This is a genomic window from Waltera intestinalis (assembly GCF_009695995.1).
GTDB classification, from domain to species: domain Bacteria; phylum Bacillota; class Clostridia; order Lachnospirales; family Lachnospiraceae; genus Acetatifactor; species Acetatifactor intestinalis.
The window spans coordinates 21127-46860 of sequence record NZ_VUMU01000018.1 but is presented as its reverse complement, the minus strand read 5'-3'; the positions used below and the strand labels follow the sequence as shown (position 1 = coordinate 46860).

28 protein-coding genes are annotated in these 25734 nt (G+C 48.8%); 4 read left to right on the top strand and 24 right to left on the bottom strand.

Annotated elements, in window-relative coordinates; all coding sequences use genetic code 11:
* Positions 1-2 precede the first annotated feature (2 nt).
* The 12 genes from FYJ59_RS12445 to FYJ59_RS12390 form a co-directional block, all read right to left on the bottom strand.
* Entirely contained in the window at positions 3-1013 is a 1011-nt protein-coding gene (locus tag FYJ59_RS12445) for a glycosyltransferase family 2 protein (protein WP_328597243.1), read from the bottom strand.
* A complete protein-coding gene (locus FYJ59_RS12440) occupies positions 1010-2284 on the bottom strand; it encodes a glycosyltransferase family 4 protein (RefSeq protein ID WP_154497912.1) in 1275 nt (424 codons plus the stop codon). Before FYJ59_RS12440 ends, FYJ59_RS12445 begins: the two co-directional genes overlap by 4 nt.
* A 2-nt stretch (positions 2285-2286) precedes the next feature.
* On the bottom strand, positions 2287-3708 hold the full coding sequence (locus tag FYJ59_RS12435; RefSeq protein WP_154497909.1) for a glycosyltransferase family 4 protein: 1422 nt from the start codon (positions 3706-3708) through the stop codon (positions 2287-2289).
* A gap of 15 nt (positions 3709-3723) precedes the next feature.
* Entirely contained in the window at positions 3724-4857 is a 1134-nt protein-coding gene (locus FYJ59_RS12430) for an EpsG family protein (RefSeq protein ID WP_154497906.1), read from the bottom strand.
* Between the two features lie 110 nt (positions 4858-4967).
* Positions 4968-5768: a glycosyltransferase gene (locus tag FYJ59_RS12425; RefSeq protein WP_154497901.1), complete on the bottom strand. Its 801-nt coding sequence runs from the start codon at positions 5766-5768 to the stop codon at positions 4968-4970.
* Positions 5765-6964: a YveK family protein gene (locus tag FYJ59_RS12420; protein WP_154497898.1), complete on the bottom strand. Its 1200-nt coding sequence runs from the start codon at positions 6962-6964 to the stop codon at positions 5765-5767. The genes FYJ59_RS12425 and FYJ59_RS12420 overlap by 4 nt, the downstream gene beginning before the upstream one ends.
* A 48-nt stretch (positions 6965-7012) precedes the next feature.
* Positions 7013-8464, bottom strand: coding sequence for an exopolysaccharide biosynthesis polyprenyl glycosylphosphotransferase (locus tag FYJ59_RS12415; RefSeq protein WP_235898039.1), 1452 nt, complete (start codon positions 8462-8464; stop codon positions 7013-7015).
* A gap of 12 nt (positions 8465-8476) precedes the next feature.
* Positions 8477-9238, bottom strand: a complete 762-nt coding sequence (locus tag FYJ59_RS12410) for a glycosyltransferase family 2 protein (RefSeq protein WP_154497888.1) — start codon at positions 9236-9238, stop codon at positions 8477-8479.
* A gap of 61 nt (positions 9239-9299) precedes the next feature.
* Positions 9300-10178, bottom strand: a complete 879-nt coding sequence (locus FYJ59_RS12405) for a hypothetical protein (RefSeq protein WP_154497881.1) — start codon at positions 10176-10178, stop codon at positions 9300-9302.
* Complete coding sequence (locus FYJ59_RS12400; protein ID WP_154497878.1) at positions 10175-11110, bottom strand: DUF6077 domain-containing protein; 936 nt, start codon at positions 11108-11110, stop codon at positions 10175-10177. The genes FYJ59_RS12405 and FYJ59_RS12400 overlap by 4 nt, the downstream gene beginning before the upstream one ends.
* Before the next feature lie 232 nt (positions 11111-11342).
* The gene (locus tag FYJ59_RS12395; RefSeq protein WP_235898038.1) at positions 11343-11720 is read right to left on the bottom strand and encodes a sporulation initiation factor Spo0A C-terminal domain-containing protein; all 378 of its coding nucleotides are present in this window, start codon (positions 11718-11720) and stop codon (positions 11343-11345) included.
* Between the two features lie 162 nt (positions 11721-11882).
* Positions 11883-12812, bottom strand: coding sequence for a glycosyltransferase family 2 protein (locus tag FYJ59_RS12390; RefSeq protein WP_154497874.1), 930 nt, complete (start codon positions 12810-12812; stop codon positions 11883-11885).
* 188 nt (positions 12813-13000) lie between these two features.
* Between FYJ59_RS12390 and FYJ59_RS12385 the strand changes: the two genes are divergently transcribed.
* Both FYJ59_RS12385 and FYJ59_RS12380 read left to right on the top strand, forming a co-directional pair.
* Complete coding sequence (locus FYJ59_RS12385) at positions 13001-13465, top strand: divergent PAP2 family protein (protein ID WP_022153172.1); 465 nt, start codon at positions 13001-13003, stop codon at positions 13463-13465.
* Between the two features lie 79 nt (positions 13466-13544).
* Positions 13545-14717 carry a DUF3048 domain-containing protein gene (locus FYJ59_RS12380; protein ID WP_154497871.1) on the top strand — a complete coding sequence of 391 codons (1173 nt, stop codon included), beginning with the start codon at positions 13545-13547 and terminating at the stop codon, positions 14715-14717.
* Positions 14718-15191: 474 nt separating this feature from the next.
* On the opposite strand, the gene FYJ59_RS12375 is transcribed toward FYJ59_RS12380, so the two are convergent.
* The 6 genes from FYJ59_RS12375 to FYJ59_RS12350 all read right to left on the bottom strand — a co-directional run bounded on the left by FYJ59_RS12375 (position 15192) and on the right by FYJ59_RS12350 (position 19336).
* Positions 15192-15491: a heavy-metal-associated domain-containing protein gene (locus FYJ59_RS12375; protein WP_235898037.1), complete on the bottom strand. Its 300-nt coding sequence runs from the start codon at positions 15489-15491 to the stop codon at positions 15192-15194.
* A 119-nt stretch (positions 15492-15610) separates the two neighbouring features.
* Positions 15611-16030: a transcriptional repressor gene (locus tag FYJ59_RS12370; RefSeq protein WP_117466661.1), complete on the bottom strand. Its 420-nt coding sequence runs from the start codon at positions 16028-16030 to the stop codon at positions 15611-15613.
* A 28-nt stretch (positions 16031-16058) separates the two neighbouring features.
* Entirely contained in the window at positions 16059-16199 is a 141-nt protein-coding gene (locus FYJ59_RS12365; RefSeq protein WP_154497868.1) for a FeoB-associated Cys-rich membrane protein, read from the bottom strand.
* Positions 16200-16225: 26 nt separating this feature from the next.
* Positions 16226-18721, bottom strand: coding sequence for a FeoB small GTPase domain-containing protein (locus tag FYJ59_RS12360; RefSeq protein ID WP_154497863.1), 2496 nt, complete (start codon positions 18719-18721; stop codon positions 16226-16228).
* Between the two features lie 142 nt (positions 18722-18863).
* Positions 18864-19085 carry a FeoA family protein gene (locus FYJ59_RS12355; RefSeq protein WP_022154451.1) on the bottom strand — a complete coding sequence of 74 codons (222 nt, stop codon included), beginning with the start codon at positions 19083-19085 and terminating at the stop codon, positions 18864-18866.
* 38 nt (positions 19086-19123) lie between these two features.
* Complete coding sequence (locus FYJ59_RS12350; RefSeq protein WP_118538857.1) at positions 19124-19336, bottom strand: FeoA family protein; 213 nt, start codon at positions 19334-19336, stop codon at positions 19124-19126.
* A gap of 309 nt (positions 19337-19645) precedes the next feature.
* On the opposite strand from FYJ59_RS12350, the gene FYJ59_RS12345 reads away from it, so the two are divergent.
* Positions 19646-20011 carry a metal-dependent transcriptional regulator gene (locus FYJ59_RS12345; RefSeq protein WP_154497858.1) on the top strand — a complete coding sequence of 122 codons (366 nt, stop codon included), beginning with the start codon at positions 19646-19648 and terminating at the stop codon, positions 20009-20011.
* Between the two features lie 101 nt (positions 20012-20112).
* Here the strand turns inward: FYJ59_RS12345 and FYJ59_RS12340 are convergent, their stop codons facing one another.
* Complete coding sequence (locus tag FYJ59_RS12340) at positions 20113-20523, bottom strand: MATE family efflux transporter (protein ID WP_154497855.1); 411 nt, start codon at positions 20521-20523, stop codon at positions 20113-20115.
* Between the two features lie 224 nt (positions 20524-20747).
* Between FYJ59_RS12340 and FYJ59_RS12335 the strand changes: the two genes are divergently transcribed.
* Positions 20748-21233, top strand: coding sequence for a TspO/MBR family protein (locus FYJ59_RS12335; RefSeq protein WP_154497852.1), 486 nt, complete (start codon positions 20748-20750; stop codon positions 21231-21233).
* A gap of 232 nt (positions 21234-21465) precedes the next feature.
* Here FYJ59_RS12335 and FYJ59_RS12330 read toward each other — a convergent pair whose 3' ends face one another.
* The 5 genes from FYJ59_RS12330 to FYJ59_RS12310 form a co-directional block, all read right to left on the bottom strand.
* A complete protein-coding gene (locus tag FYJ59_RS12330) occupies positions 21466-22716 on the bottom strand; it encodes a type II toxin-antitoxin system HipA family toxin (protein WP_262593674.1) in 1251 nt (416 codons plus the stop codon).
* A 3-nt stretch (positions 22717-22719) separates the two neighbouring features.
* Positions 22720-23037, bottom strand: coding sequence for a helix-turn-helix domain-containing protein (locus FYJ59_RS12325; RefSeq protein WP_022154457.1), 318 nt, complete (start codon positions 23035-23037; stop codon positions 22720-22722).
* Positions 23038-23260: 223 nt separating this feature from the next.
* Complete coding sequence (locus tag FYJ59_RS12320) at positions 23261-23965, bottom strand: hypothetical protein (protein ID WP_154497849.1); 705 nt, start codon at positions 23963-23965, stop codon at positions 23261-23263.
* Positions 23966-24061: 96 nt separating this feature from the next.
* A complete protein-coding gene (locus tag FYJ59_RS12315) occupies positions 24062-24292 on the bottom strand; it encodes a hypothetical protein (protein WP_154497844.1) in 231 nt (76 codons plus the stop codon).
* 153 nt (positions 24293-24445) lie between these two features.
* Complete coding sequence (locus tag FYJ59_RS12310; RefSeq protein WP_154497841.1) at positions 24446-25657, bottom strand: ATP-binding protein; 1212 nt, start codon at positions 25655-25657, stop codon at positions 24446-24448.
* Between the last annotated feature and the right edge of the window lie 77 nt (positions 25658-25734).

Below are 25734 nucleotides of genomic sequence, written 5' to 3'. Positions count from 1 at the left end.
CCTCATTGCAAATGTTTCACTTTTCTGTGCAGCACCCGGATCCCTTTCGGTGCTATGGCGAACAGTGTATGATAACACTTATTCTTTTTCGTAAGGTAAGGGTTTCTCATGGCGCGCCACCATCCCTTCCGCAGGCTCTTCACGACGCTGCGGTAGAACGCATTGTCCCCGGTCATCTGTGCTATGGGAATATGCAGCATGTAGTCAAGTCTCTGGAAGACACCGAAACGGAAGGCGATCTCCGTCAGCTCCGGGTATCTCGCCTCCACCAGCCGCAGTACCATATCCGCGTTATCGATGTTGTCCGCGAACACTCTGGAGAAGCGGTTTTTATCTCTGGTGTTGCTGTCCGGGCGGTAAAAGACATGATAGGTCTGGCCCGGAATGCACGCGATCCCGGGAACGATGTTCTCCTCATCCGTCAGCAGCTTCACCAGCAGGTGGAAATCCTCGTTCAGCGCTCCCACCGGGAATTTTCCCTTTGTGAACAGATCCTTTTGCAACAGCTTGGTACAGAAAGAGCAGTCTTCCCGGTGCATCAGCAGCTCTTTTAAGAAATCCTCTGCCGGGATCACCTGTTCTTCGGATACCGGCTCACAGATGTTCGGCAAGATGTTACCGTCCTGATCGATCTCATCCCTGCCCACCTGAGCAATGGGCATATGAGTAGTCGCGATCGCCCGGTACAGGCGCTCGTACATATCGGCATCCACATAGTCATCACTGTCCACGAATCCCACGTATGCTCCGGCGGCCTGCGTCAGTCCGAAGTTCCTCGCGGAGGAGGGACCTCCGTTCTCCTTGTGGAAGACGCGGATACGCGGGTCATTTTCCGCCAGCCGGTCGCACAGCGCCGGGGTGTCATCGGTGGAGCCGTCGTCGATCAGCAGGATCTCCAGCTCCGGATAGGTCTGCTTCTGCAGGCTCTCCACGCAGCGGGGCAGATAAGGTATGATATTGTACACCGGCACGATCACACTGATCAGCGGCTGGTTGGTCTCATTACTGTTCACGTTCTGTCCTCTTTATTTCTTTCCGTTAAATATCGATACATCCGTCGCTCCGGGATCACCGGGGCCGGGGAGCAGGGGCCGTCTGTCCACAGCAGAGGGACAGATGGTGCCGGAAGGCACTGGTCGCCTGCGCACAGGGCTGGCTCTGCTGGTCCTGTGCCGGGATCACCGGCGAGGAATCCCATCTCACGACTCAGTCTGACCAGTCTCTCCGCGGCGGTCCGTGCATTCCATTCCGTCCGGACGGTCTGCTGCGCCGCTTCTCCCAGTCTGCGGCACTCTGCCGGATCCTGCAGCAGCTCTGCAACGTATTCCTGCAGCTGCTGTTCACAGCCGTCGTGATAGAGGATCCCGTTTTCCCTCTGTCGAATCATCCAGGGAGCCGCTCCGATCATATGATCCGTCACGACGGCGCAGCCGCTGTTCATGGCTTCGTTTACTACCGCTCCCCAGCCTTCCTTCCGGTCACTGGTGACGAGGTAGATCTCCGATTCCTCCATAGCTGCCCGGACCTCCTCCGGGCTCCGGAAGCCTGCGAAGGTGATCTTATCCGTCACGCCAAGCTCTTCTGCCAGGCTGTGTACTTCTTCCTCCAGTTCTCCTCCGCCGATCATCGTAATGTGAAAAGGAATCTCTTCCAAATGTTCTTTCAGATAAGCGGCTGTCTTCACTACCAGCTCCGGATGTTTCCAGTCGATCATCCGCGCCGCCCACAGGATGCTTCCTTTTTTCTTGCGTGAAAACGGTTCCCCCGGCGCATACTCTCTGGTCTCGGGGAAATACCCGAACCGCAGCATTTTCTCCGGATAGGCATGAATGATCCCCAGGTCGCAGGGCACATAGGCTCCGGCACACAGGAAGTACACCGGTGCCTTGCGGTATCTGGTGTGGTCTTTATACTTTTGCAGCAGTCCTCTGGGAGAGATGGCTTTCCATTGTCCTTCTTTATACAGCCGCTCGTTGTAGCGGAAGATAGGTTTTCCCGCCGCCAGGCGTTCCCGGATGTAGCTCTCGTCATCGCATCCACCGAAGATCACTACGTCAGCTGTCAGCAGCAGGTTCTGCCATTCCGGGCCGTCCGTAGTCGTACCGTCCGCCTGTACATAGCGCACGTACGGTCTCTCCTCGGCCTGCCACCCCATCTTCACCCGTTCTTCTTCCATCGGCTGGGTCTGCAGAAAGCAGAAGCTTCCCTCCAGGAGTTCATACAATGCGTCGCAGAAGGACAGCTGGTGGTGATTAAAATAATTGGAAACGAATACCACCTGCATTCTCAGCCCTGCCTTTCTGCTATCTTTGCATAGATTTCCTGCAATTTTGCAAAATTTTTCTCTTTATCGTAGGTTTTTCTTGCATGTTCTCTTGCATTTTTTGAGTATTCCAGCATTTTCTCCGGGGAACTCCACATTTCGATAATGGATTTTTCCATGGATTTTACAATATTTTCCAATTCTGTTGTTTTTGATCCTTTTGAATTGCATGTGTTATTTTTATTTTCAGCCGTATCTGACGTATTTCTGCCGGTTTCAGCCGTTTCTGTCAGCCGGTGTCCTTCACACCACAGGCCGTCCCTTCCGCCGTCAAACAGGCTGGGGATCCCGCCCACCTTCGTGCTGACGCAGGGTACTCCCAACAGCATCGCCTCTCCCAGAGAGTTCGGCGAATTTTCCAGGGAAGAACAGCACAGGAACAGGTGACTTCGGAGGAATCGTTCCCGCATCTGTTGTTCTGTCAGTTTCCCTGTGAAATGCACGCAGTCTTCCAGCTGCCCCTCCCGGATCAGATTCCGGAGATACTGTCCGTAGGCGGAGATCTTCAGCTTCTGCTTCAGCGTGTGGTATGCCGTCAGATCATTTCCCGCCACATACACCTGCACATCGGGGAATTTCCTGCGGATCCCGGGCAATGCTTTCAAGAGATAATGCAGGCCCTTCAGCGGATAATCTCCCTGACTGACGAAGATGCTGTGGGGGTCACAGTGCTCCGGGTCCCAGCTGCCTTCATAGAAGGAAGCGCGCAGGGTCTCATTCATAGGATAATACTGTGCTTCGGGATTCCACCCGGTGGTCACTTCCCGGTCCCATGCCGTCCTGCCGGTGATATTTCCCGCTAGACCGATGGCTTCTCTCTCCATCACACCTCTGCGGGCGAATTTCTCCTGCTGACTGCGCAGGCTGTCCCGTTTCACCAGATCCCGGAAGGTCACTTTGCGCTTCACACGCTCCGGGAGATCGGCGAAATAGGCTTCCGCACAGAGGCTGCAGATGCCCTGGATCCCCAAAAGGATCCTCTCCGGATGCGGATAGGCACGGCAGACCGCCAGCGTATGGGGATATTCCGTACCAAAGCAGTGGATCACATCCGGATCATAATCTTCCATAATCTTACGCAGTTCTTCTTCCAGCTCCGGCTGGTAACGATCGGGGTGTACTGTATCCTCGCAGAATCCATAACATGTGATATTGTATTCATCCGTCGCGCAGGGGTTCGTCCGGGGTACCGGCACGCGGAGTCTCCACGGTGCTTCCGCATCTGCGGGTGCCGGGAACGCCACTGCCAGCGTCATATCGGTGTCTTCCCGGTCCACGATCTGCGACAGCAGTCCGGACAGCCAGCCTTCCTTATTGGAAGCTTCTCTATGCAATGCCTCGGCGATCACCGGGAGCATGATATTGCAGACCCACAGTACTCTCATAAATCAAATCCTCTTTTAATTAAATATCCAATTCAGGTAAGGTAACAATCTGATCTCCACATCGTACATGCCACGTAACAGCATTACGAAATACAGCAGATATGCCGCGACGACTCCGACAATGCACAGGTTGCGGAACCATCCCTTTTTCGCATTCCATAGCACGCCCGGGATCAGGAAGATCTGGGACTGGATCAGGTAATAGGCCACCCGGGACACCTCCGGGATGAAGGAACCACAGGTATAGAGCACCAGTCCCGCCAGGTTCAGATAGAAATAGTAACGGTTCCTGCGATCATCCCGGATACTGTCCTTCCAGTAGATCAGGCACAGGATCAGCACCGCCAGACATTTTCCGATATTCACGTAGGACAACTGGCCGTTGTCGAACATGGAATCCTTATAATAGGGATAAAACTTAAAAATAAGATTCCGATAAAAGCCCTGTCCGAAGATCAGGGATAAGATCAGCAGGAGCCCAACCGCGTAGTGCCATTTTTTCAGTCGTACCCGCGACAACAGATCTGCTGCGATATAGGCCGGAATGATCAGCAGCACCGATTTATGGATCGTACATCCCAGCAGCACCCAGAGGATAAACTTGCCGTACTCGCCCCGCAATACGTATTTTTGCGCATACATGGCCAATGCCAGTGCGAAATAATACCGCACGGAATTCATGCTGTTAAAATAGAAGCCCTGGGTCAGCAGTAAAAACAGGGACACTACGTACCAGTCCGCCTGATCATGCAGTGCTTTCAGGAAGAAAAACACCGTGACCAGCGAAAAAAATCCGAAGATCGGCAGATAGGAGCCCTCGCCGAAGATCCAGTGGAACAGCTTCACCAGCCCGACGAAGCCTTTTTCATAGGACACATGGCGTCCCTGGTCGATCAGCTGGAATTTCAGCCAATAGACCCAGTAGTCACCACCCACCGCAATACGGCAGGCCGAGACTCCCGCCAGGAGGCAGAATACGGCGGTCTCCGCCACCAGGTTCCTCGCCTGCTGCCGGTCGTATCCCACCGGTGCTCCAGACATCCGCCTGCCCGACAGGTATCCTGCCGTATAGGCGCTGTTGCGCACGCAGAAGCCGAATCCCACCGTTACGAGTGTTAATACAATATATACCAGTGCACTTTTTTCCATGTGGGACCCCCTTTCTGCCTACGATGTCTGTCTCAATTTCCGGCGTATTTTCTCGCGATGTCCGCCGCGGTTCGCGCGTATTTACCTGCGATGTCTGCCGCGGTTCAGGCTCAGCCGCGCTTTCCTGCTTCGCGGATGCCGTCCCGCATCCACTGCTTCGCCTGTTTTATCGTTACCTCACTGCACAATGTCCCCTTATGGGCATACAAAAACCGCAGTGCCAGCGGTCCTGCCAGCCTTCCATACAGATAATGATACAGTACACCACGGTCATGGAAAAATTTCTCATTATAGCCATGGAACCATGTGGAGTCTCCCGCTTCCTCTCTGCCGATGGTCACGGGCGCGGTATAGACCTTATAGCCTTTCCGGAGGAACTCCGCCAGGAACAGGCTGTCCTCACCGTTGCTGTATTTCGCTCCGCCGCCGAACAGCAGGGAGAAGGTGCTCCCGGATGCCAGCAGGCTGTCCCTGCGTACTGCAAAGCTCACCGCTCCGTACCGGCCACAATTATACCAGTGCACTCGTTTCCGCTCCGCGATGTGGTAGGTGCGCCGGGATTCCTCAACTTCGATATTGAAAATGATCATGTCTGCCTGCGGATTTTTCTCAAATTCTGCCAGGATCGCCGTTTCATATCCGTCCTCATACACGATATCCGCATCCGAAAAAAGGCAGATATCCCCTCTCGCCCGAAGGATGGCTTCATTCCGGCTTCTGCCGATGCCCCGGTCCGGGAAGCTATAGAAACGGATTGTTCGTGCCTCTCCGTTTTCCTGGGATATCTGCATTTCCTCCTGCCCGAGTCTGTCGCATTGGTTGATGATCACCGCATCGGACTGCAGGTTCATATGTTGTACGGTTTCACGAAGAGAAGCGTTCATTACCGATGCCAGTACTTCTACCTTCATGCCTGCTCTCCTTCTGCCTGGGTAGTCTTTGTATGTTCCATTTCTGTATTTCTCGTATTCATATCGTTATCTGCTGTATCGGAACCAATCATAGGGAGAAAATAATAGCTCCGGATCAGCGTCTCATCCGCATTCCATAAAAAGGCTCCGTCCACCTTACAGTCCTGTGCGGTCAGATACTCCAGCACAGCCTCCAACCGCTTACCCACCGTCGCTCCGGCCGGCACTGCCAACAAGACCACATCCGCCGCCCGCAGAGTCTCTGCGCTCTCAGGGCATAGCAGCGGACTGGGAACTGCGATCCATTCTCTGTCGATGGGCTGCACTCTGCCGCTGGTCTGCTCTCTACCGGCGGGCTGCAGCTCGCGCAGTCTGTCCACGGCCTCCTGTGGATCTGCCTCCGGCAGGGCACCGCAGACGGCGATCTTATGGGCATCCGCTTTCTCCAGCAGATATTTCACATTTTCCGCAAATCCCGTACTTTCCACTGTACCCAGACTGTGTAATCCATACCGTCTGCGGAGAGTGGCCGGGAGCCAGATGCTGTCCCGGGACAGCTCCCATAACAGGAAGATCACCACTACGAAAAACAAGGACAGCACCGCCGCTAGGATCACGGCCCGTACCGGACGCACATCCGGCACCACTGCCTCTGCGAAGTCTCCATGATCCAGCACTTTGATCCGCGTGATCTCCGGCATACTCTCTGCGAACTCCCCGCACATGGTCTCTTCCGCGGCATGGGCCAGCGCAATGCTCTCCCCGGGATCCTGTGTCGTAGCCTTCGTCACCGGAATACTGAAATCGGAAGGCAGGGCAGCCGACAAAGCTTCGATCCAGCGGTCTCTGCCCTGTTCCAGCACTGCCGCAGCACCGGTCTCTCCGCGCTCTGCCGCTTCCTGCAGATGAGTCTCCACACCGTCCAGGAATTCTCCCGTGTGGAGCAGGCTGTTCCAGGTGGCTTCGTTGATATAGTAAGCCCCGACCGCATTAGGGTTCTCGACATATTCTACCTTATAAGTGGAAGAAGCCGCATACCCGGGATCGGGCTGCAGCAACACATTTTTGACATAATAACCGCCGCCGAACAGTACTGTACCCAGTATCGTCAGTGCCAGTATTTTCCATAGATTACGGCCCAGCCGCAAGAGCAGCAGCCGCAGATCGAAGGGTTCCTTACCATAGCTTGCTTCCATGAGGCTTCCTCCCATATTGTCATATTGTCATATTCTCATACGTTCAGATCAGTTATCGTCTTTTTCCGCACGGCCGTCATACTCTGCCTTGAAAGCCGTCACCTGTTCGCTCTCGACACCCTCCGTGCTGTCCGGCCAGAACAGTACTTTCAGTGTCAGAAGCATCAGCTTCAGATCGAGCCATACAGAATAATTTTCGATATATGTTAAATCCAGCTTTAACTTATCATACGGAGAGGTGTTGTATTTTCCGTATACCTGGGCAAATCCCGCCAGTCCCGCCTTCACCTTCATACGGAAGGTGAACTCCGGCATGACTTCGGTATACTGGGCAATGATCTCCGGACGTTCCGGTCTGGGACCGATGAAGGACATATCTCCCCGCAGGATGTTGATCAGCTGGGGCAGCTCGTCCAGACGGCATTTGCGGATCACTTTTCCGATCGGAGTGATGCGGTCGTCATTTTTCTGTGCCAGGCGGGCTACGCCGTCCTTCTCCGCATCGGTGCGCATGCTGCGGAACTTCATGATATAGAACTCTCTCTGGCCGATGGTACAGCGTACCTGCTTGTACAATACCGGGCCGCCGTCATACAGCTTGATCGCCAGTGCCGTCAGGAGCATCAGCGGAGAGGTGATCACCAGCAGGATCAGGGAGCAGACCACGTCGATGGAGCGCTTGATGAACCGCTGCTCCATGCTGAGGGAATACTCTCTGGTCAGCAGGATCGGCGTATCAAATACATGTAATTCCTCGGATCCTACTAAAATAACATCTGATATTTTAGGCATTACATACACACGGATGGACTGCGAATAGCAGAATTTCAATATAGTGTTGCGGTCCTTCTCATTAATATCCCAGATCACGACGGCGTTGATCTCACCGTTCTGATACTCACTCAGGATCTCTTTGCAGAGTTCCGCCGCGCCTTTTTTGATATGCTCATATTTCGTAATCTTGTATTTATCCTTACGGCTTTCGAACTTTTTACAGATATCCGCGATGGGACGATCTCCATGGATCAGCAGGAGTTCTCTGGGCGGGAACGCCGTACGATAGATTTTATTCGCAATATTGGCATAGATGATCACTGCCACAATCTGCAGTACTACCATGAGCAGGAACATATCCGGCGGGAACACACTACGCGCCATCATACACAGCTCGGCATAGATCAGTACATCCGCCATCAGTGTTGCAAACACCTGGGAAAATATGATCTCCGTATTTTTCATATAACCCAGACGCATTCCGCCGTAGGTCACGGAGAAAAAGATCAGGATCACGCTGTAGATGCCGTTCTCCAGCAGGAAGCCGCGGTACCAGATCTTCTGCAGCGGGTCTACCAGCTGGAACTGGAAGTGGAACTGCCACATGTAGGCAAACAGAGCAATTTCCAGGAACAGGCAGATCGCCGACAGTCCTATATTGATCAAGCGCTTGAAGGATTCCCTCCTGCGCAATCTGTTCACATAATAATTACCGTTTGTATTCAACACAAACTCCTCCTATATTCTGCGCTTCACCGCACGTACTGCCCAGAAGCAGAAATGCCAGGCGCTGTTTGGCACAGACATTCCCTCTGCCTTACGATACAGATTCCAGATCCTGCGCAGAGCTTCTATCTTGTTGGAAGACAGGGATTTCCCCGCTCTCCGATATTTTACCAAATTTTCATCCAAACCACAAGCTACAGTACCCCCGCGCAGTATTCTCCACCATAACGCGGTATCCTCACTCTTGATCTGCGGCATCTGCAGCTCTTCTTTTGACAGCTGTTCCATGTCGAACATTACTGTGCTGGTGAAGATTGTGGTATTTTTCAAGGCTTCCTTATAATTTATGGTCGTCGGTACATGGACTATTTTCCCCGTTCCTATGCCGTTCTCGTCGGCGAATTCATATCCTGTGAACACAAAAGCAGCCTTCTGCTCCTTCATAAAAGCAAGCTCCCGCTCCAGCTTCTCCGGTACCCACAGATCGTCCGCATCCAGATAAGCCAGGTAACGTCCCTTTGCCTCATTCACTCCCAGGTTCCGCGCCCTGGCGGCTCCCAGATTCGTGGGATGGGTCAGCAGCCGGATCCGCCGGTCTCCGGTCCGCCGGATATATTCTTCGATGAGTTGTCTGCTGCGGTCCGGCCCGCAGTCTTCTATTAACAGCAACTCCCAGTTCGTATAGGTCTGGGCCCGCACACAGTCAAGTGTCTCTTCGATATAGTTTTCCGCCCGGTATACCGGTACCACTATACTGATCAAATCCTGTTCCATATTGCAATCCTTCTGTTTATCTGAATTCTGAGTCGGTTTTTATCTGATTTCTATCCGATTTCTATCCGATTTCTATCAGGTAATATCCTGCTGTAGTCTTCAGCTCTGTGTCTGTCCCCAGGGTCTCCTGCAATTTTTCCACGGTATCCTTCGGCAGATCCCCCGGCAGTAAAATGTAGTCTACTCCTGCGGCCGCCGCACTGTCAAGGCAGGTTCTGAAATCAATGGTCCGCTCCCCGGTATTTTCCTCCGTGCGGACATACTCCGGTTCACCGGTCTCCTCCAGATGGTTCATCCACAGATACAGGTCCTCCTGCCATGTCTCGTAGGTGTCGTACGAATAGCTTCCCAGCGCGGCATCCCAGATGCTTCTCCCATACACGGGATGGATATCGGCACTGTATGCCCTGGCCGCCGCCAGGATCTCCTTCGGAGCCCATAGGCTATATTTCGTCTCTCCGCTCTCTTCCAGGTGATATTCCGACAGCTGCCTCAGCGTCTCCCGGGGTGCCTCCACCTGTGTCAGCTGTGAATCGGTCCGGTCCGATACCGGATTCCCGCTCAGGATCACAATTCCCGCCAGGAGCAACGTGGCTGCCACATTCCGGATACTTTTTTCTCTCCACAGGGTATACAGGAACTCCGTACATGCCCAGGCGATCAGTGCTGTCTGGGGCACTGCGGCCCAGATCCATACATAGGAATAAAACGCGGTCTGGTATTTCATCAGGATCACCGCTGTCACCGGACAGATGCAGGCCAGCGTGATCAGCACCGCATATAAATAGAACAGCGGCTGCTTCCCACCGTTCCTTGCTGCTTTGCTTTTCCACAGGCAATACCCCAGATAGAGGATAGCTGCCAGCAGCAATGCTGCATATTTCCCATGCTGCGTATAATCGAGCCAGCCGTTCGTGGCGGACTTCAGAAGTGTCATCATTCTGCGTCCTCCTCTCCCGGTGCTGTCTTCACAGCCTGTGTTTTCTTATGATCGCTGCGGCTGCACATTGTCCACAGCCACCGTAATGCCACCCATGCCACCGTCACGAGCAGGCACACTCCCGCGCCGTACAGTGTCCAGACCATACAGGCTTCCGCCAGGATACAGAGCACCGCACCGAGATATTTTCTCTCGAACAGGCATGAAAACAGATATGGAAGCAGCACTGCCGCACGGATCGTCATCCCCCGGAAACCTCCGTAGAAAATATCAAATCCGTCCACGCCGGGCATATAAGTCCCCGCACAGAACAGTATTCCCACTATGATCAGGAAGATATTGCATTTTTCTCTATTATGATCAAAAAGCACAGCACCCAGCCTGCCGTAAGCCAGGTATCCCATACATAAAGTCAGGCAGGGGATCAGCCGGTATACTACCGTTTCAGGGGCCATACCGCTCCAGCGGCTGATGGTTCCGTACAGAGTAGGCAGGCACAGCAGCTTCAGACGGAAAGACATGCCCTGTGTATACGGTTCCCCCGTGAGGGGATCCACCGTATAGATGCAGTTCTCCTTCAGGAAGGTATTGACGGTCTCCAGCGTCATATCGCCGTCCGTCCACACACGTTCTCCCGTAAGGATCCATAGCACCTGCAGCAGAATGAAAAATACAAGTACTACTGTCAAAATCTGTTGTCTTCCGCTCGTTTTGCTGTTCTCCGGTGCCGGTTTTCCGATGATGCTGTTTTTATGTGCGATCAGACCGGACAAGCTCAATCCAAGCACCGCTACGGCTATCTCCGCCAGCAGCAGCTCCGTTACAGCCAAAAAAGACCACCCCAGCAGGCAGCCCGCCAAATGGGCGACTTCCGTCAGCCCGATGATGATCAGACAGCCTCTGATCAGTAAATCCGATATCCGAAAAGTCATGTTTTCTCCCGGTGCCCGCTCCGTGGATCCGGGCAGGCTCTCTATTGCTCTGAATCGTTATCATCTTACCATATTTATCGGGACTTGACAAATATTACGTGGCACGCATGAAAAAGCATAAAAATGCCGCATACCGTAAATCTCTTCCGGCATGCGGCCCCGTCAGTGTGTAAGAAAGAATACTGCATCGAAACGTTAACTTTCCTAATTTAAAAAGAATAAATTCAATATGTTACATAGTCTTATAATCCAGTCGGATGTTGTCTGCGATACGTGCGATATATTCGCTGTTCGTCGGTCTGTTCCTTCCGCTGGCTGCTGAATATCCGAATATTTTCTCAAATGTCTCCACATTTCCCCGAGTCCAGGATACCTCAATGGCATTCCGGATGGCGCGTTCCACTTTCTGGTCTGTGGTCTTGAAATGTTTTGCGATCGTAGGATACAGAAGTTTGGTAACGCTGCTTACCACTTCCATATCTTTTCCTGACAAAATAATTGCATCACGTAAGTAGTGATAACCCTTCAGATGCGCCGGCACCCCTATCTCCAGCATGATTTTGGTTACATATCTCTCCAGTTCAGAATCTTTTACTGCTACAATATCCAAAACAAGTCCCCCCTTTATACTTGTCGAGTATTGCTCTCCTACCGTGACTGACAGAGAAATAATATCATAACTGTCGTTTTTTGAAAAGACATTTTCCCGTTAAAATATAGTTAAGAAAGCAAAAATGTTACATTTACCCCCTGTTTTGTAACAGTAAAATGCCTAGATTTCTTCCTTTACCAGATAGATCGGTCTGCGTTTTACTTCCATATAGGCTTTCGCCAGATACTGTCCGAGAATACCGGTACAGAAGAACTGGATGCCGCTGGTCATCAGGATAATGCACACCAGGGAAGGCCAGCCGGAGACCGGATCACCGAAGATCAGCTTCCTCACAATGATAAATACGATCATCAGAAAAGCGATCACGCAGAACAGGATCCCGACAAAAGAGGCGATCAGCAGCGGTGCTGTGGAAAAAGCAGTGATCCCATCTATGGAATATACCAGCAGTTTCCAGAAATTCCACTTGGTCTCTCCCTTGGCACGTTCCACGTTTTCATATTCCAGCCATTTGGTACGGAAACCGACCCAGCCGAAGATTCCCTTGGTAAAACGGTTATACTCCCGCATGGAAAGGATCGCATCTACCATCTGTCTGGTCATCAGGCGGTAATCTCTGGCACCGTCCATCATCTCGGTCTGGGATATCTTCTTCATCAGATGATAAAATCTTCTGGCGAAAAAGCTGCGGACCGGCGGCTCCCCTTTTCTCGTAACGCGGCGGGTAGCCACGGAATCATATCCCTGCCAGATATATTCGAACATTTCCGGCAACAGGGAAGGCGGATCCTGCAGATCCACATCCATCATGACCACATAGTCTCCCCGAGACTTTTCCAGTCCGGCGAACATGGCGGCTTCCTTTCCGAAATTCCTGGAGAAGGAAATAATATGCACGCGCGGATCCTGCTCGATCAGCTTTTTCACTTCCCGCACAGTACCGTCTTTGGAACCGTCATCGATATACAACAGCTCCAGTTCTATTTCTTTTTCCTTGAAAAAAGGATCATTCTTCGTCAGTTCCCGGTAAAACAGGGCTACACTTTCCTCTTCATTATAACAGGGCACTATTACACTCAACAGGCTCATTACTGGTCTCCTTAGGCTTTGGTTATAGATTCCACATGACACTATTATACGTTTCTTCCCACATCATTTCAAGCCATTCTTCCCACATCATTTCAAGCCAGGCACTGTACTTTTTCCTTCTTTTGGATTATACTGAATTTATATATGCCTGTCCTTCCAAATGGGGCGTGGCAGAAACGAGGTTATTTATGACTTTTTTTGAAGAATTTTTCAGTAATCATATTTTTCTGACTGCAGCCTGCGGCTGGTTCGTGGCGCAGATCCTGAAGACTCTGATCCATCTGATCATTTCCAAAAAATTCGTGGCAGAGCGTCTGGTGGGCAGCGGTGGAATGCCCAGTTCGCATTCTGCTACCGTGTGTGCACTGGTCACTGCGACATGCTACGAATACGGCGCCGGCAGTTTCGAGTTCGCCATCTCTCTGATCCTGGCGATCATCGTGATGTACGATGCCATGGGAGTACGCCGCGAGACCGGTATTCAGGCGCAGGTGCTGAATGATATGATGAAGATCTTCGAGGATATGGGCCGCAGCGAGATTTCCCCTCATGACAAGCTGAAGGAGTTCGTGGGACATACGCCTCTGCAGGTACTCATGGGTGCGCTGTTAGGTATTTTCTGCGGTGTGATCATTTATACTTTTGTGATCTGATCAGGGATAAGGTTTGATGGATTTTTTTGATCGGTAACGCTTTTGATAAATACCGTATTATGGTCGAGGTGACTTTTACATGATTTCTCATAATAATAAAAAACGGACATGGCACAGAGCCGCTGCGCTTCTGCTGTCCGCTTCTCTGCTGCTGACCGCCTGCGGCGCACAGAACAATAACGATAATATTTTCAGTCCGATCCTGCCGGACAACAGTCCTGCTTCTTCGACGGATCCCGATGACAAGCTTCCGGATCCTGTGACGATCGTGGTGGAAGATGATTCGGTGGCGCCCGCCGAGGGAATGGTGCGCAGTCGTCTCACCAATGAATGGGTGGATGCCGATGTTGCTGCCACGCGCCCTATTGCTGTCATGATCCCCAATGAGGCTGCCGCGATCCCTCAATATAGTCTGTCCGAGGCTTCCATTCTCTACGAAGCAAATGTTGAGAACCGCATGACGCGTATGATGGCAGTCTATGAAGGCTGGGAGGATCTGGACAAGATCGGCAACATCCGGAGTCTGCGTGATTATTATGCCTACTGGGCATTTGAATGGGATGCGTTCCTGGTGCATTTCGGAGGGCCCTTTTTCATCAATGAATTGCTGGCGCAACCGGACACGCAGGATATCGACGGTACCTCCGGCACGGATGAAGGAGCCTTTTTCCGCACCAAGGATCGCAACAAGCCTCACAATGCTTATGCTTCCGGGGCCGGTCTGCTGCCGGTGATCGGCCAAAAAGGCTACAGTCTGGAATATCGTGGGCTGTCCGACGAAGAGCATTTCCGTTTTGCCACGAAGGCTGAACCCAATACGCTGGGGCAGTACGGTTCCAAGGCCAAGGATGCCACTTATATCGATATGTCAGGGTGTTACCCTCTGACCAGATGTTATTTTGAATTCAATGAAGATGACGGTCTCTATTATCGTTCCCAGCATCTGTCCGGCAGTACGGACGGACCGCATATCGATGCATTGACCGGCAAGCAGCTGACTTTCAAGAATATTCTGGTGCAGAATACCTTTTATGAAGAGTTGGGCGAGGGATACCTGGCATTCCAATGCCACGACACCACGAGAGACGGCTGGTTCTTTACGAACGGCCGGGGGATTCACGTGAATTGGGAGAAGACCTCCGATTACGGTGCCACGAGGTACTACGACGACAATGGTGATGAGATCGTCCTCAATGCCGGCAAGACTATGATCTGCATCGTGGAGGACGGCGATTCCTTCACTTTCCATTAGAGATATAAATTGAAAGTTAGTGAAATAATCCCGTAGCCCTTGGCAGGGTATAAGAAACGCGGCACGCTCGCGCTCTGTCGCAGAGCGTAGCGGTACATAAGCGGTCACAATACGACCGCTAAGTACCGACGTCTGCTTACGGCACTGCTTATTCTTATACCCAGCCAGGGCTACTGGTTTTTGAAAGCTTTTCAAAACGCAGAACTCCCGGAGTATGCGGTGCCATGTCGAAGATGTTTGTCGGAGGATGTTGATATTTTCTAGAAAAGTGCTGAAAGACAGGGGGAAAGCGGACACGATGTCCGCGTCAGCCGATTGTCGACATGGATGTCGACTGTAGGCGGCCCCGTCATGACGAGAACTACTCATCACTTTTCGTAGAAAATTCACATCCGGAGACCTTACATCGAGACATGTGTATCGCATGCTCCGGGAGTTCGTGGATTTTGCCAATGTATTCAACTAACTTTCAATTTACATCAATTCAATAGAAGTAACTTTATATCCCAGCTTCTCCACAGCCTCGCGCAGTTCCTCTTCGGGGATATCCGCGCCGAGTTTTACGATTGCTTCGCCCTTCTTGAAGCTTGCCTTGGCATTGACCTGGGCCATACCGTTGAGGGCATTCTCAATGCGGTTCTGGCAGTTTGCGCAGGACATTCCTTCGATCTGAAGCTTTTTCGTTGCTACGATGGTGTCTAAGTGCTTTTTGGATCCCAGTAATGCTGCCACGATCACTATGATCAATATTCCGCATATCATATAAGTCCCCATATGTTTCACTCTCCTTGTATAAATAAAACCGGTGCAGGAAACAGCTCTGTCCATCCAGATTTCCTGCCCCCACACCGGTTTTTTACTTATTTCTAATTTTTTCTAATTTTTTCTAATTTCTAGCATACCTGTTCCGCACACTCGCACGGTCTGATCGTCACGTTACTCACCCTCTGGTCTACGAGGTATCCGCACGACTTGAGTCCCGCCCGGATCACGGAATTCCATTTTTTTGCTGAGAGATGATGTATCGAACCATCATCCAGTTCAATAGTACAGGCATTTTCCATCATGCAATTTTCAGAGTAAGCTACCTTGTACATGTTCTTACGACTGATAGCACCGATCTCTTCTAACAGGTTGACCATGCGGTATACGGTTGCGACTCCGAGCTTGTCATCCTCTTCCAATGCCCGGTAGAAGATCTCCTTACAGCTGGAGCATTCGTTCTGGAGGATAATATCAATCAGCCGAAGACGCTGTTTTGTAATGCGGCAGCCTTTTTCTTTCAGCTTGGTCAATATGATCTCTCTCTGCATTTTCGTGGTCTGATAGCTTACCTGTTCCTTAATGTCCACAATGACCTCCGCAGTGGCTGCAATCGCCACCGCACTGAATGGATTTTCCATTCTTTTTGTCTTTGATCATTTTGCGGACAATCAATACGACTACACCGGCCAGTATCGCCAATACAACTACGGTTCCCATAGACTGCCTCCTTACTCTTATTTTACTTATGCAACCTTCCTGCTGTCAACCTTCAGAGTGGTACTCTCCTTGTAAGGACGGAAGAGCAGATAAATGAAGCCGATGATCAGAAGGAATGCTACTACAGTGCCGATACCGAAAGCACCGGTGGTGATCAGCGTACCGATCTGATATACACACAGGGATACCACGTATGCCAGACCACACTGATAACCAACTGCGATCCAGAACCATCTGGTGTTGTTCATCTCACGCTTGATCGCACCCATTGCTGCGAAGCAAGGTGCACACAGCAGGTTGAATGCCAGGAATGCATAACCGCTTGCTGCGGTGAAGTGAGCTGCCATGTTAGCATATACGGAACCTTCACCTGCGCTGTAGAGGATACCCATCGTACCTACGATATTCTCCTTAGCTACCAGACCGGTGATGGATGCAACAGTTGCCTGCCAGTTACCGAAGCCCTGAGGTATGAAGATCCATGCCAGACACTGACCGATCTTGCCCAGGATACTCATATCGATCTCATCCTCAGCCAGCATGCGGAAGCCGTCCTCGGTGAATCCGAAATAAGTGGTAAACCATACAACGATGGTGGACAGAAGGATGATGGTACCTGCCTTCTTGATGAAGGACCAGCCACGCTCCCACATGCTGCGCAGTACCGTACCTACGGTAGGCCAGTGGTAAGCGGGAAGCTCCATAACGAAAGGAGCGGGATCGCCCTCGAAGATCTTGGTCTTCTTCAGGATAATACCGGAGCAGATGATTGCTGCGATTCCCAGGAAGTATGCGGAAGGAGCAACCCATGCTGCGCCGCCGAAGATAGCACCTGCTACCATGGCGATGAAAGGAAGCTTTGCACCACAAGGAATAAATGTGGTAGTCATAATCGTCATCTTACGGTCTCTGTCGTTCTCGATGGTACGGGAAGCCATGATACCGGGAACACCACATCCGGAACCGATCAGCATAGGAATGAAGGATTTACCGGACAGACCGAACTTACGGAAGATACGGTCCATGATGAATGCGATACGTGCCATGTAACCACAGGACTCCAGGAATGCCAGGAAGATAAACAGTACCAACATCTGGGGTACGAAACCAAGCACTGCACCGACACCGGCTACAATACCGTCAAGGATCAGACCTTTCAGCCAGTCGGCACATCCGATCGCATCCAGACCGCTCTCTAACAGTGCAGGTACGCCGGGTACCCAGATACCGTAGTCTGCGGGATCGGGAACTTCTGCACCGTCTGCTGCGTATACATCAACTGCCTCTGCCAGCTCAGCACCGGTGTAAGTAACATCCTCTGTTGCCAGAGTCTCTTCATCTTCCAGGGTGTAATCTGCGGTAGCGGATGCATCGATGCCTGCTGCGAACTCCTGAACAGCTGCTACTGCTGCTGTGGGATCGTAGTCTTCAGACTCGCTGTCGATGACTGCTGCCAGATCTTCATCACCGTCAGCCTCTACGAATGCGTTGATCACATTCATTGCATCATCATACGGCTCGGCTGCTTCTTCATAAGCACCGGTTCCGATGGTGAACAAATGCCAGCCATCACCGAATACGCCATCGTTTGCCCAGTCGGTAGCCCAGGTACCGACGGTAGTTACAGATACATAATATACGATGAACATAACCACTGCGAAGATCGGCAGTGCCAGCCATCTGTTGGTCACGATTTTATCGATCTTATCGGAAGTCGTTAACTTCTGGCCTTCCTTCTTGGTGTAGCATTCTTTGATGATAGAGGAAATGTATGTGTATCTCTCGTTGGTGATGATACTCTCAGTGTCATCATCCATAACAGCTTCCAACTGCTTGATCTCTGCGGACACATCGGGAACGCTCTTCATCTGTGCCTGGATCTTGTCATCCTTCTCTAACAGCTTGATAGCGAAGAATCTCTTCTGTTCCTCGGGAACATCAGTCAGCTTCTTCTCTACGGTCTCGATCACGCTCTCAACCTCAGGCGCAAATTTATGTACCGCAAATGCTGCACTCTTCTTCTGTGCCAGTTCGATCGCTTTTTTGGTAGCGTTCTCGATACCGGTCAGTTTCAGAGCGGAGATCTCAACAACGGGGCAGCCCAGCTTCTCAGAAAGCTTGCCTACGTTGATCTTGTCGCCGTTCTTGTTCACGATATCGATCATATTGACAGCCATGACAATGGGGATACCCAGTTCCATCAGCTGTGTGCTCAGATATAAGTTTCTCTCAATGTTGGTACCGTCTACCAGGTTCAGGATCGCATCGGGTCTCTCACCGATCAGGTAGTTACGTGCTACCACTTCCTCCAAAGTATACGGAGACAGGGAATAAATACCGGGTAAGTCCATGATGATCACGTCATCACCGTTACCGCCGTACTGTTTCTTTAATTTACCTTCCTTTTTCTCAACGGTTACGCCGGGCCAGTTACCTACGAACTGATTGGAACCGGTCAGAGCATTGAAAAGTGTCGTTTTACCGCAGTTAGGGTTACCTGCAAGTGCAATCTTAATTGCCATTTTTCTACCTCTTTCCTCTAAAATCATTTAATAACTATTCAGAGCCCATTCGCAAAACGCTCTTTCAGAGCTTCCTTTTTGCTTGTATGATTAGCTTTCACTAATTAGTTACGGCTAACCTTCCTGCTAAAAAAAAGATCATTTACTCAACGCAAATCATCTCAGCGTCTGCCTTACGAAGAGACAGCTCATAGCCTCTGACAGTTACTTCCACGGGATCTCCCAAAGGAGCAACCTTTCTCACATAGATCTCAACACCTTTGGTAATGCCCATGTCCATGATACGTCTCTTGACAGGCCCTTCACCATTCAGTTTAGTTACCTTTACGGTCTGTCCGCAGGGAACTTCCTTCAATGTCTTCATTTTCTCCTCCTATTAGCATCTTTTGGTACAGCTTCCCGCTACACCATGATTTTATTGGCCATATCCTTGCCGATGGCTACTCTGGATTCCTTGATATTCACAATCAGGTTGCCTTCGGTCCGGGACACAACTGTCACTTTACCACCTACTACAAATCCGAGGGTCTCCAAAAACTTCTTCGTCTCCTCTTTGCCGCCGATCCTCTGGATCGTGTTCTCTTCACCGGCACCTACCATACTCAGGGGCATCATACACACTTCCTTCCCTTCAATAGTATTGAACTGCTTGTGGTTTCTCATTAGCTCTTAATGAGATTCATTCTCAATTCACGTGGTTAGTATATACTAACCTTTTTTTACTGTCAATATATTTTTTTCGATTTTTTTCATAGAAATCTCATAGGAATTGCTTATTGATATTTTTTCTCATTAAGTTGAAATCTTGCATTTCCTACCCTTTTCTGCTATTCTTATTGTAATGCCTGCGGATGGTTAAGTTTCCACATGTAGAGCAGGTATTTCGGTTCAAAATGCTATGTATGAGAAGGGTATGGTCATTACATGAAAATACAGGAATCTGCTGAGAATTATCTGGAAACGATCTTAGTGCTGAAGAAAAAGAACGGTGTTGTCCGTTCCATTGATATTGCCAAAGATCTGGGTGTGTCCAAGCCCAGCGTCAGTGTCGCTATGAAGAATCTCCGCAATGGGGAATATATTGAAATGGACAAGGAAGGCTACATCACCCTGCTGGATAAGGGGCGGGAAATCGCAGAGAAAATCTATGAACGTCACACATTTCTTACAGACTGGCTGACTTCCATCGGTGTGGATCCCACTGTTGCTGCTGAGGATGCCTGCCGGATTGAACATGTGATCAGTGCAGAGACTTTCAGTGCTATGAAAAAGACATTGAAGACGAAATAGAACTCACAGTAACTCATTGCATATTATTTGAACGCAAGAACTCCCGGTGCGATATTGCTCCGGGAGTTTTGTTATTATCATAAGCTCATTACCTGCGCTCATTAAATCTTAATTGTCACCCATTTTCCCTGTCGGAACCGCATCGACGCAAACAGAAATCTGGATACCTGATCCGCGAATCCCACCGTCAGTGCACTGATGATCACCGCTGCCACAATGCAAAAGCAGATCGTCATCACCAGAATCTCGTTGGCCGCCTGCTGCCTCTTCTCTCCAAATCGTCTCGCCACCAGGGCGGAGATTGCTACATTCGCTGCGATGAACAGTGCCAGCCCCAGGAACTTCGGCTGTGTGGTCAGCCCTACCGCTGCCACCGCATTGGCTCCGAGCGTACTCACCATAAAAGTATCCACCATACCCGCCAGTGCGATAAAAAAGGATTCGCAGACCGCCGGCCACGCCAGCCGGATTGCCTCTTTTGTCAGGGAACCCTGTGTGTGTTCTGTGCTCATAGCTATGTTACCTATTACCTTTTCTTGGATATTTCCTGTTTCTGATAGTCATAATGCTTTATTACACTCTTAATCATACACCAAAACCACAGCTTGCCGAAAGTCCCAAATTTTTATCCTTTTTTATGGTGAGATACATAATTTTTGTCTCATTTTCATACAATACTAATCAGAAATACACGGATATTGACACATGCAAAATCGTATTTTCAAAGGAGGCTCCCATGCAATTCTCCGACAAATTTCACAATATTCCCTGGAAAAATCTCATCACTGCCGTTGCCATCCCTCTGGCGGTAGGCGGACTCTCCGCCTGGATCACCAAAGACGGTATGAAAGCCTTTGAAACAGTGAATCAGCCTCCCCTGACGCCGCCCATGTGGCTCTTCCCGGTGGTGTGGAGCATCCTGTTCGTCCTCATGGGAATCGCCTCTTATCTCGTTGTCATGCAAAAAGGTGAGGACACGAAAGCCCTCACCCTGTATACCGTACAGCTTATTTTTAATTTTTTCTGGTCCATCTGGTTCTTCAACCTGGGATGGTATCTTTTCGCCTTTTTGTGGCTGGTCGCTCTATGGATCCTGATTCTCGCCACTACCGTTGCCTTTTACCGCATCTCGAAGCCTGCCGCATGGCTGATACTGCCTTATCTGGTGTGGGTTGCGTTCGCGGGGTATCTGAATCTGGGGGTGTGGTGGCTGAACCGGTGAAAGAGTTTTCAAAAAAACGAAACACTGTTTCACTTATTTAATTTGATTGCAAAAGGCTATCTTATAAACGCACGCGTGCGTTTATCGTGCGTTTATTTAATCATTTCATAATGCGCTGATCTGCCATTGCCGATTGTAATCTATTTCTGCACCAGGCTGGTGCAGCTTTCTCCAAATGAACTTAACAGCATGGATTCTTAATTATTTCGCAACAGCCTTGACGTTTACATATCTATACATCCCCCTGAAATGCCGGACACATTCTTTCGATTTCCCCACGGCTGATTCCATATTTTCCGGCAAGTGACCGCCAATTATCTGCTACCGTTTTTCTAATGGCTGTGACATTTTTCTTCGCCTGTTCTGTTGATATCTCATAGTATGGCGCTGCCTCTATTGCCAAATCAAAATCTATCGCAGAATTATCTTCGTCCACATTCAGTGATAAAAATTCTCCATAAATATCCGGATTCACATCATACATCGGAGAAAGTACCCACCCTTTCTCCTCCAGAATAAATCCATGATTTCTAAAATGATCGTCTGTATTGGACACTGCCATGCTAAACACAATACGCTTCCACAATTCCTGTATATCTTTTTTAGGTGTTGCTCCGTTTGCTTTCAGAAAAGAAACTATTTCAAGATAACTACTTCCGTCCGCTGCGTTTGCACCATCCTTTTTACCAAGCATAGTCATTGCTGAAGAAAAGTGAATTCTTCGGCTTTCTATTCTGTCAAATCGCTTTACAAGAAATGTCGTTCCCAATCTGGAAAATTTTTCAGCTTTTGCCTCCGGAACATTAAGTCCACACATAACAGCCAGTTCATGTACTACCATTTCCCATGCCCCGGAATTAAAATCATCATGTTTAGACGGAAATTTGGCAATCCAAAGTGAGCCATCCGTCGCCAGCACAGAGGCTTTGGGTCTCGCCCCTCCCAAAGAAGATCCGGGAGCAAGTAATTGCTTTAACCATTTCTCATTCAGCCCCTTTTCATCATTTTCAAACGCAATCGATGCCTGTTCGAGTTCTCTTAATGACGTCCACGGTGGTGTTGCAAATTCCCTGTCATTGGACAAGAATTCACCTTCCAACTCCGTTTTAAAACGCAATCCGCCCATTCTTGCTTCATCATACACTCCCAGAAGATAATCACTGTCTAAAAGCTTTCTAGGTTTTTCACCTGCATTTTTGGCACGCAATTCCTCTCTGCGTTTCATCAGACGCTGTCCCCATCTATCAGGGCAGGAATCGGCAAATACTCCGAATATCTTCTTATCATCGTGAATATATTGCCTTCCCTTATACATCTGTAAATCGGGATCTAATATCATATTTCCCTTTTCCAGCCATTTCTGATCATACTCAAAAGAGTAAAATTCCTTTCCTCTCGTCTGCGAAACATAGATTGTACCTATAATTTCTTCGTGATAAGGCTGAAAATCAGCAAAAACAAAAATCTTTTTTTCTTTATCCACTCCCTATCCCCTCCTGGGTGCGCGCTTTCTTACAGGCAAATCAAGATCCTGTAATTTCCGTCCCAATTCATCATCTTTAGCAACAAGCAGTAAATCCTTATCCATATAATTCAATGCATGAAGCACAGCCGCATAGCACCCCATTGCCACAGAAGGTGAGCCTTTTTCTATGGATACTAAAGTAGCTCTGCTGATTCCTGCTCTTTCCGCAACCAATTCCGACGTCAATTTTCTGCGCAGCCTTGCATACTTTATCTGTAGTCCCATTTGCTCAAGTATTTTTTCTGTTTCAGGCAACAACACTATTGTTTTTTTCGGCATAATCCCATCTCCTTATGTAAATATTATTAAACATTTATATCTACTTTGTCAAATTTTATTTACACTATTGAAAAAATATCTCTGTCACGGATCCGACAGAGATATTATATAGTATGCCTATTACTCCGTTATCCTATAACGAATAACATACTGTCAAATATTACGCACAGCAATCTGTTAGCTACTCCCCATTATTTTGTAGAAATTAATTAGATTCAACTTCCTATGCTACATCCTCTGCCTGAATCTCCGGCTCGGTATCGGCGATTTCAATCTGATCCGCCAAATCCATGCAATCTATATAATGATCTCCTATCCGGAACGCATAGAAACTTCTGTAATCCGAGGTCATAGGGTCTGTATCCTGATGCTTTCCGGCATTATTATCCTGAAAATATTTCGGAAGGTAGTCAGACTGCATATGTATGTCCTTTGCATCCATGTTCTGCAGATAAACATAAATAATGGTATTACTATCGTCTAACGTGATGGCATATTCATATCGGTCGGTCCAATTTGCCATCGCCACATACGCAACGCTGCAATAATTTTCTTCATCCTGATAGAGCATATTCGTCTGATCCTGATAAGAGAATTTCAAATTCCGCAGACGTTCTGTTTCTGCCTCATACTGTTCCCTGGTATATTGATTTTCCAAATAGATCTGGCAGGTTGCTGCAAATATTTCATCACGGGTCTGATAATAAAAATCTTGTGAAACGGTGTCCATATCTGCGGAAGGAAACACCGCTAAAGGGCTGTAGACTCCCTTTCCCTCTAATTTGTGGTATGCTTCTCCCTCCCGGGAAGTGATTCTTGTCCCATAAATAAAATGATAGCATACGTAAGACAAAATAATCCCCAGCACAATCACTGCTGCCGCAACTGCAAATACTACTTTCTGCTTTTGGGTCATCTTTTCGTTCATTTTCCTTACCTGAATTCTCCTCCCACAAGCATTCACACAAACGATATTTTTATCACAATTTCATTAACTGATGCTAATTATTTTGATATTGTCAATTTAAAATATCCCAATCACATAATCGTAACTATAGGTGTGCACATACAACCGATCATCCTTCTCTGTCATGAGGTCCGGCATCTTTTTCAGGGGCAGGCGGTCGATCACTTCTCCTTTCACAAGGAAATTCATGCTGTTGTAGGTCTGGTCGGCGCTCCGCCACAGCAGCTTCTCATTTTCCAGATCATAGGCAAACATAAAACAGGTGTCCGGCTGGGCATAGCCGTTCATTACCGAAGCCCCATAGAAGATCCCGTTCTCAAGGCGGGCGTTGTTGCCGTTGACGTACCATTTGTCTGTGGGATATTCCAGTACAGACAGGCAGTCAGCGCCAATGCTGTTAATTTATATTGTTTTTTCATAATGTCCTCTTTCTATTTTGCTTTATTTTTCCAACAGGAAATCTACAATGTTTTTTTGTCGGATGCCTCCCCGGTTAATGTGTAATAAAGTGTCCATAGATAACACCACTTTTTCATAATTATCTGTGATTGCCTCTAAGGGAGCGAATTCCCGATTTGTATTTTCCGGTGTCAGAATGTAGCATACCTGAACATATAATCTTTCATCCAGCCTATCTGCCACAAAGTCCACTTCTGCAACACCCTGTTTTCCTATCGTCACTGTATATCCTCTGCGAAGCAGTTCCTGATATACAATGTTTTCCAACACTCCTGCAATATCATTATCTTGATATCCCATAACCGCATGTCGGATTCCCAAATCCGAAAGATAATACTTTTCCTGCGTTTCCAGTATTTTCTTCCCCTTAATATCAAATCTTACAACCTTATGAATCAGGAATGCGCTCTCCAAAGCCTTTAGATAATTATAAACGGTTTCTATGCTTAGCTTTCTTCCCTGACTCTTTAAAAAATCAGTAATTGTTTTTGCTGAAAACGTATTTCCGATATTGTCCATAAGATATCTAATAATACTTTCCAATAATGCAGTATCTCTGATATTATTCCTTGCAATCACATCTTTTAATAAAACAGAATTATAAATGTCCTGAAGATATTGCATAATCCTACTTTCTTCCCATGTCATCTGATGGATGCCCGGCAGCCCCCCAAATCGAACATAGTTGGAAAAATTTTCCTGAATGGACAATTCTGCTTCTCCTTCATTGGTTCCAGAAAACTCTAGATATTCCTTAAAATCCAAAGGATATACACGAATCTCCACATATCTGCCTGCTAGCAACGTAGCCAGTTCTCCGGATAGCAATCTTGCATTCGACCCGGTCACATAGATATCACAGTCAATATCTACACGCAGAGAGTTGATTGCCTGCTGCCAGCCGTCCACTTCCTGTATCTCATCCAGGAGAATGTACAATTTTCCCGAAATCTTTTCCTCTAGTTCTATCAGGTTCCGATATAAAGCTTTATATTCTTTTAAATGATCGTATCTTAATGATTCAAAATTTATATAAATAATATGATCCGGATCTTTGCCCATACCAAGCAGTTCCTGCCTCGTCAATTCCAATAGGGCACTTTTTCCGCTTCGTCGCATACCGGTGATGACCTTTATGACCGGTTTATCAATAAAATCTCTGATATTGTCCATATATCTTTCCCGAATAATCATTACTTCCACCTCCAGTTCTTTTATTATAGAATTTTTGCAGAAAAATATCAATAGTTTCTAGTGTAGTAGAAACTATT

Excerpts from the sequence above, each read along its gene's own strand:
- FYJ59_RS12440 (WP_154497912.1), bottom strand. The coding sequence starts at position 2,284 with ATGCAGGTGGTATTCGTTTCCAATTATTTTAATCACCACCAGCTGTCC.
- FYJ59_RS12435 (WP_154497909.1), bottom strand. The coding sequence starts at position 3,708 with ATGAGAGTACTGTGGGTCTGCAATATCATGCTCCCGGTGATCGCCGAG.
- FYJ59_RS12430 (WP_154497906.1), bottom strand. The coding sequence starts at position 4,857 with ATGGAAAAAAGTGCACTGGTATATATTGTATTAACACTCGTAACGGTG.
- FYJ59_RS12425 (WP_154497901.1), bottom strand. The coding sequence starts at position 5,768 with ATGAAGGTAGAAGTACTGGCATCGGTAATGAACGCTTCTCTTCGTGAA.
- FYJ59_RS12420 (WP_154497898.1), bottom strand. The coding sequence starts at position 6,964 with ATGGAAGCAAGCTATGGTAAGGAACCCTTCGATCTGCGGCTGCTGCTC.
- FYJ59_RS12410 (WP_154497888.1), bottom strand. The coding sequence starts at position 9,238 with ATGGAACAGGATTTGATCAGTATAGTGGTACCGGTATACCGGGCGGAA.
- FYJ59_RS12405 (WP_154497881.1), bottom strand. The coding sequence starts at position 10,178 with ATGATGACACTTCTGAAGTCCGCCACGAACGGCTGGCTCGATTATACG.
- FYJ59_RS12400 (WP_154497878.1), bottom strand. The coding sequence starts at position 11,110 with ATGACTTTTCGGATATCGGATTTACTGATCAGAGGCTGTCTGATCATC.
- FYJ59_RS12390 (WP_154497874.1), bottom strand. The coding sequence starts at position 12,812 with ATGAGCCTGTTGAGTGTAATAGTGCCCTGTTATAATGAAGAGGAAAGT.
- FYJ59_RS12385 (WP_022153172.1), top strand. The coding sequence starts at position 13,001 with ATGACTTTTTTTGAAGAATTTTTCAGTAATCATATTTTTCTGACTGCA.
- FYJ59_RS12380 (WP_154497871.1), top strand. The coding sequence starts at position 13,545 with ATGATTTCTCATAATAATAAAAAACGGACATGGCACAGAGCCGCTGCG.
- FYJ59_RS12375 (WP_235898037.1), bottom strand. The coding sequence starts at position 15,491 with ATGGGGACTTATATGATATGCGGAATATTGATCATAGTGATCGTGGCA.
- FYJ59_RS12370 (WP_117466661.1), bottom strand. The coding sequence starts at position 16,030 with ATGCAGAGAGAGATCATATTGACCAAGCTGAAAGAAAAAGGCTGCCGC.
- FYJ59_RS12365 (WP_154497868.1), bottom strand. The coding sequence starts at position 16,199 with ATGGGAACCGTAGTTGTATTGGCGATACTGGCCGGTGTAGTCGTATTG.
- FYJ59_RS12360 (WP_154497863.1), bottom strand. The coding sequence starts at position 18,721 with ATGGCAATTAAGATTGCACTTGCAGGTAACCCTAACTGCGGTAAAACG.
- FYJ59_RS12355 (WP_022154451.1), bottom strand. The coding sequence starts at position 19,085 with ATGAAGACATTGAAGGAAGTTCCCTGCGGACAGACCGTAAAGGTAACT.
- FYJ59_RS12350 (WP_118538857.1), bottom strand. The coding sequence starts at position 19,336 with ATGATGCCCCTGAGTATGGTAGGTGCCGGTGAAGAGAACACGATCCAG.
- FYJ59_RS12345 (WP_154497858.1), top strand. The coding sequence starts at position 19,646 with ATGAAAATACAGGAATCTGCTGAGAATTATCTGGAAACGATCTTAGTG.
- FYJ59_RS12340 (WP_154497855.1), bottom strand. The coding sequence starts at position 20,523 with ATGAGCACAGAACACACACAGGGTTCCCTGACAAAAGAGGCAATCCGG.
- FYJ59_RS12335 (WP_154497852.1), top strand. The coding sequence starts at position 20,748 with ATGCAATTCTCCGACAAATTTCACAATATTCCCTGGAAAAATCTCATC.
- FYJ59_RS12325 (WP_022154457.1), bottom strand. The coding sequence starts at position 23,037 with ATGCCGAAAAAAACAATAGTGTTGTTGCCTGAAACAGAAAAAATACTT.
- FYJ59_RS12320 (WP_154497849.1), bottom strand. The coding sequence starts at position 23,965 with ATGAACGAAAAGATGACCCAAAAGCAGAAAGTAGTATTTGCAGTTGCG.
- FYJ59_RS12315 (WP_154497844.1), bottom strand. The coding sequence starts at position 24,292 with ATGAACGGCTATGCCCAGCCGGACACCTGTTTTATGTTTGCCTATGAT.
- FYJ59_RS12310 (WP_154497841.1), bottom strand. The coding sequence starts at position 25,657 with ATGATTATTCGGGAAAGATATATGGACAATATCAGAGATTTTATTGAT.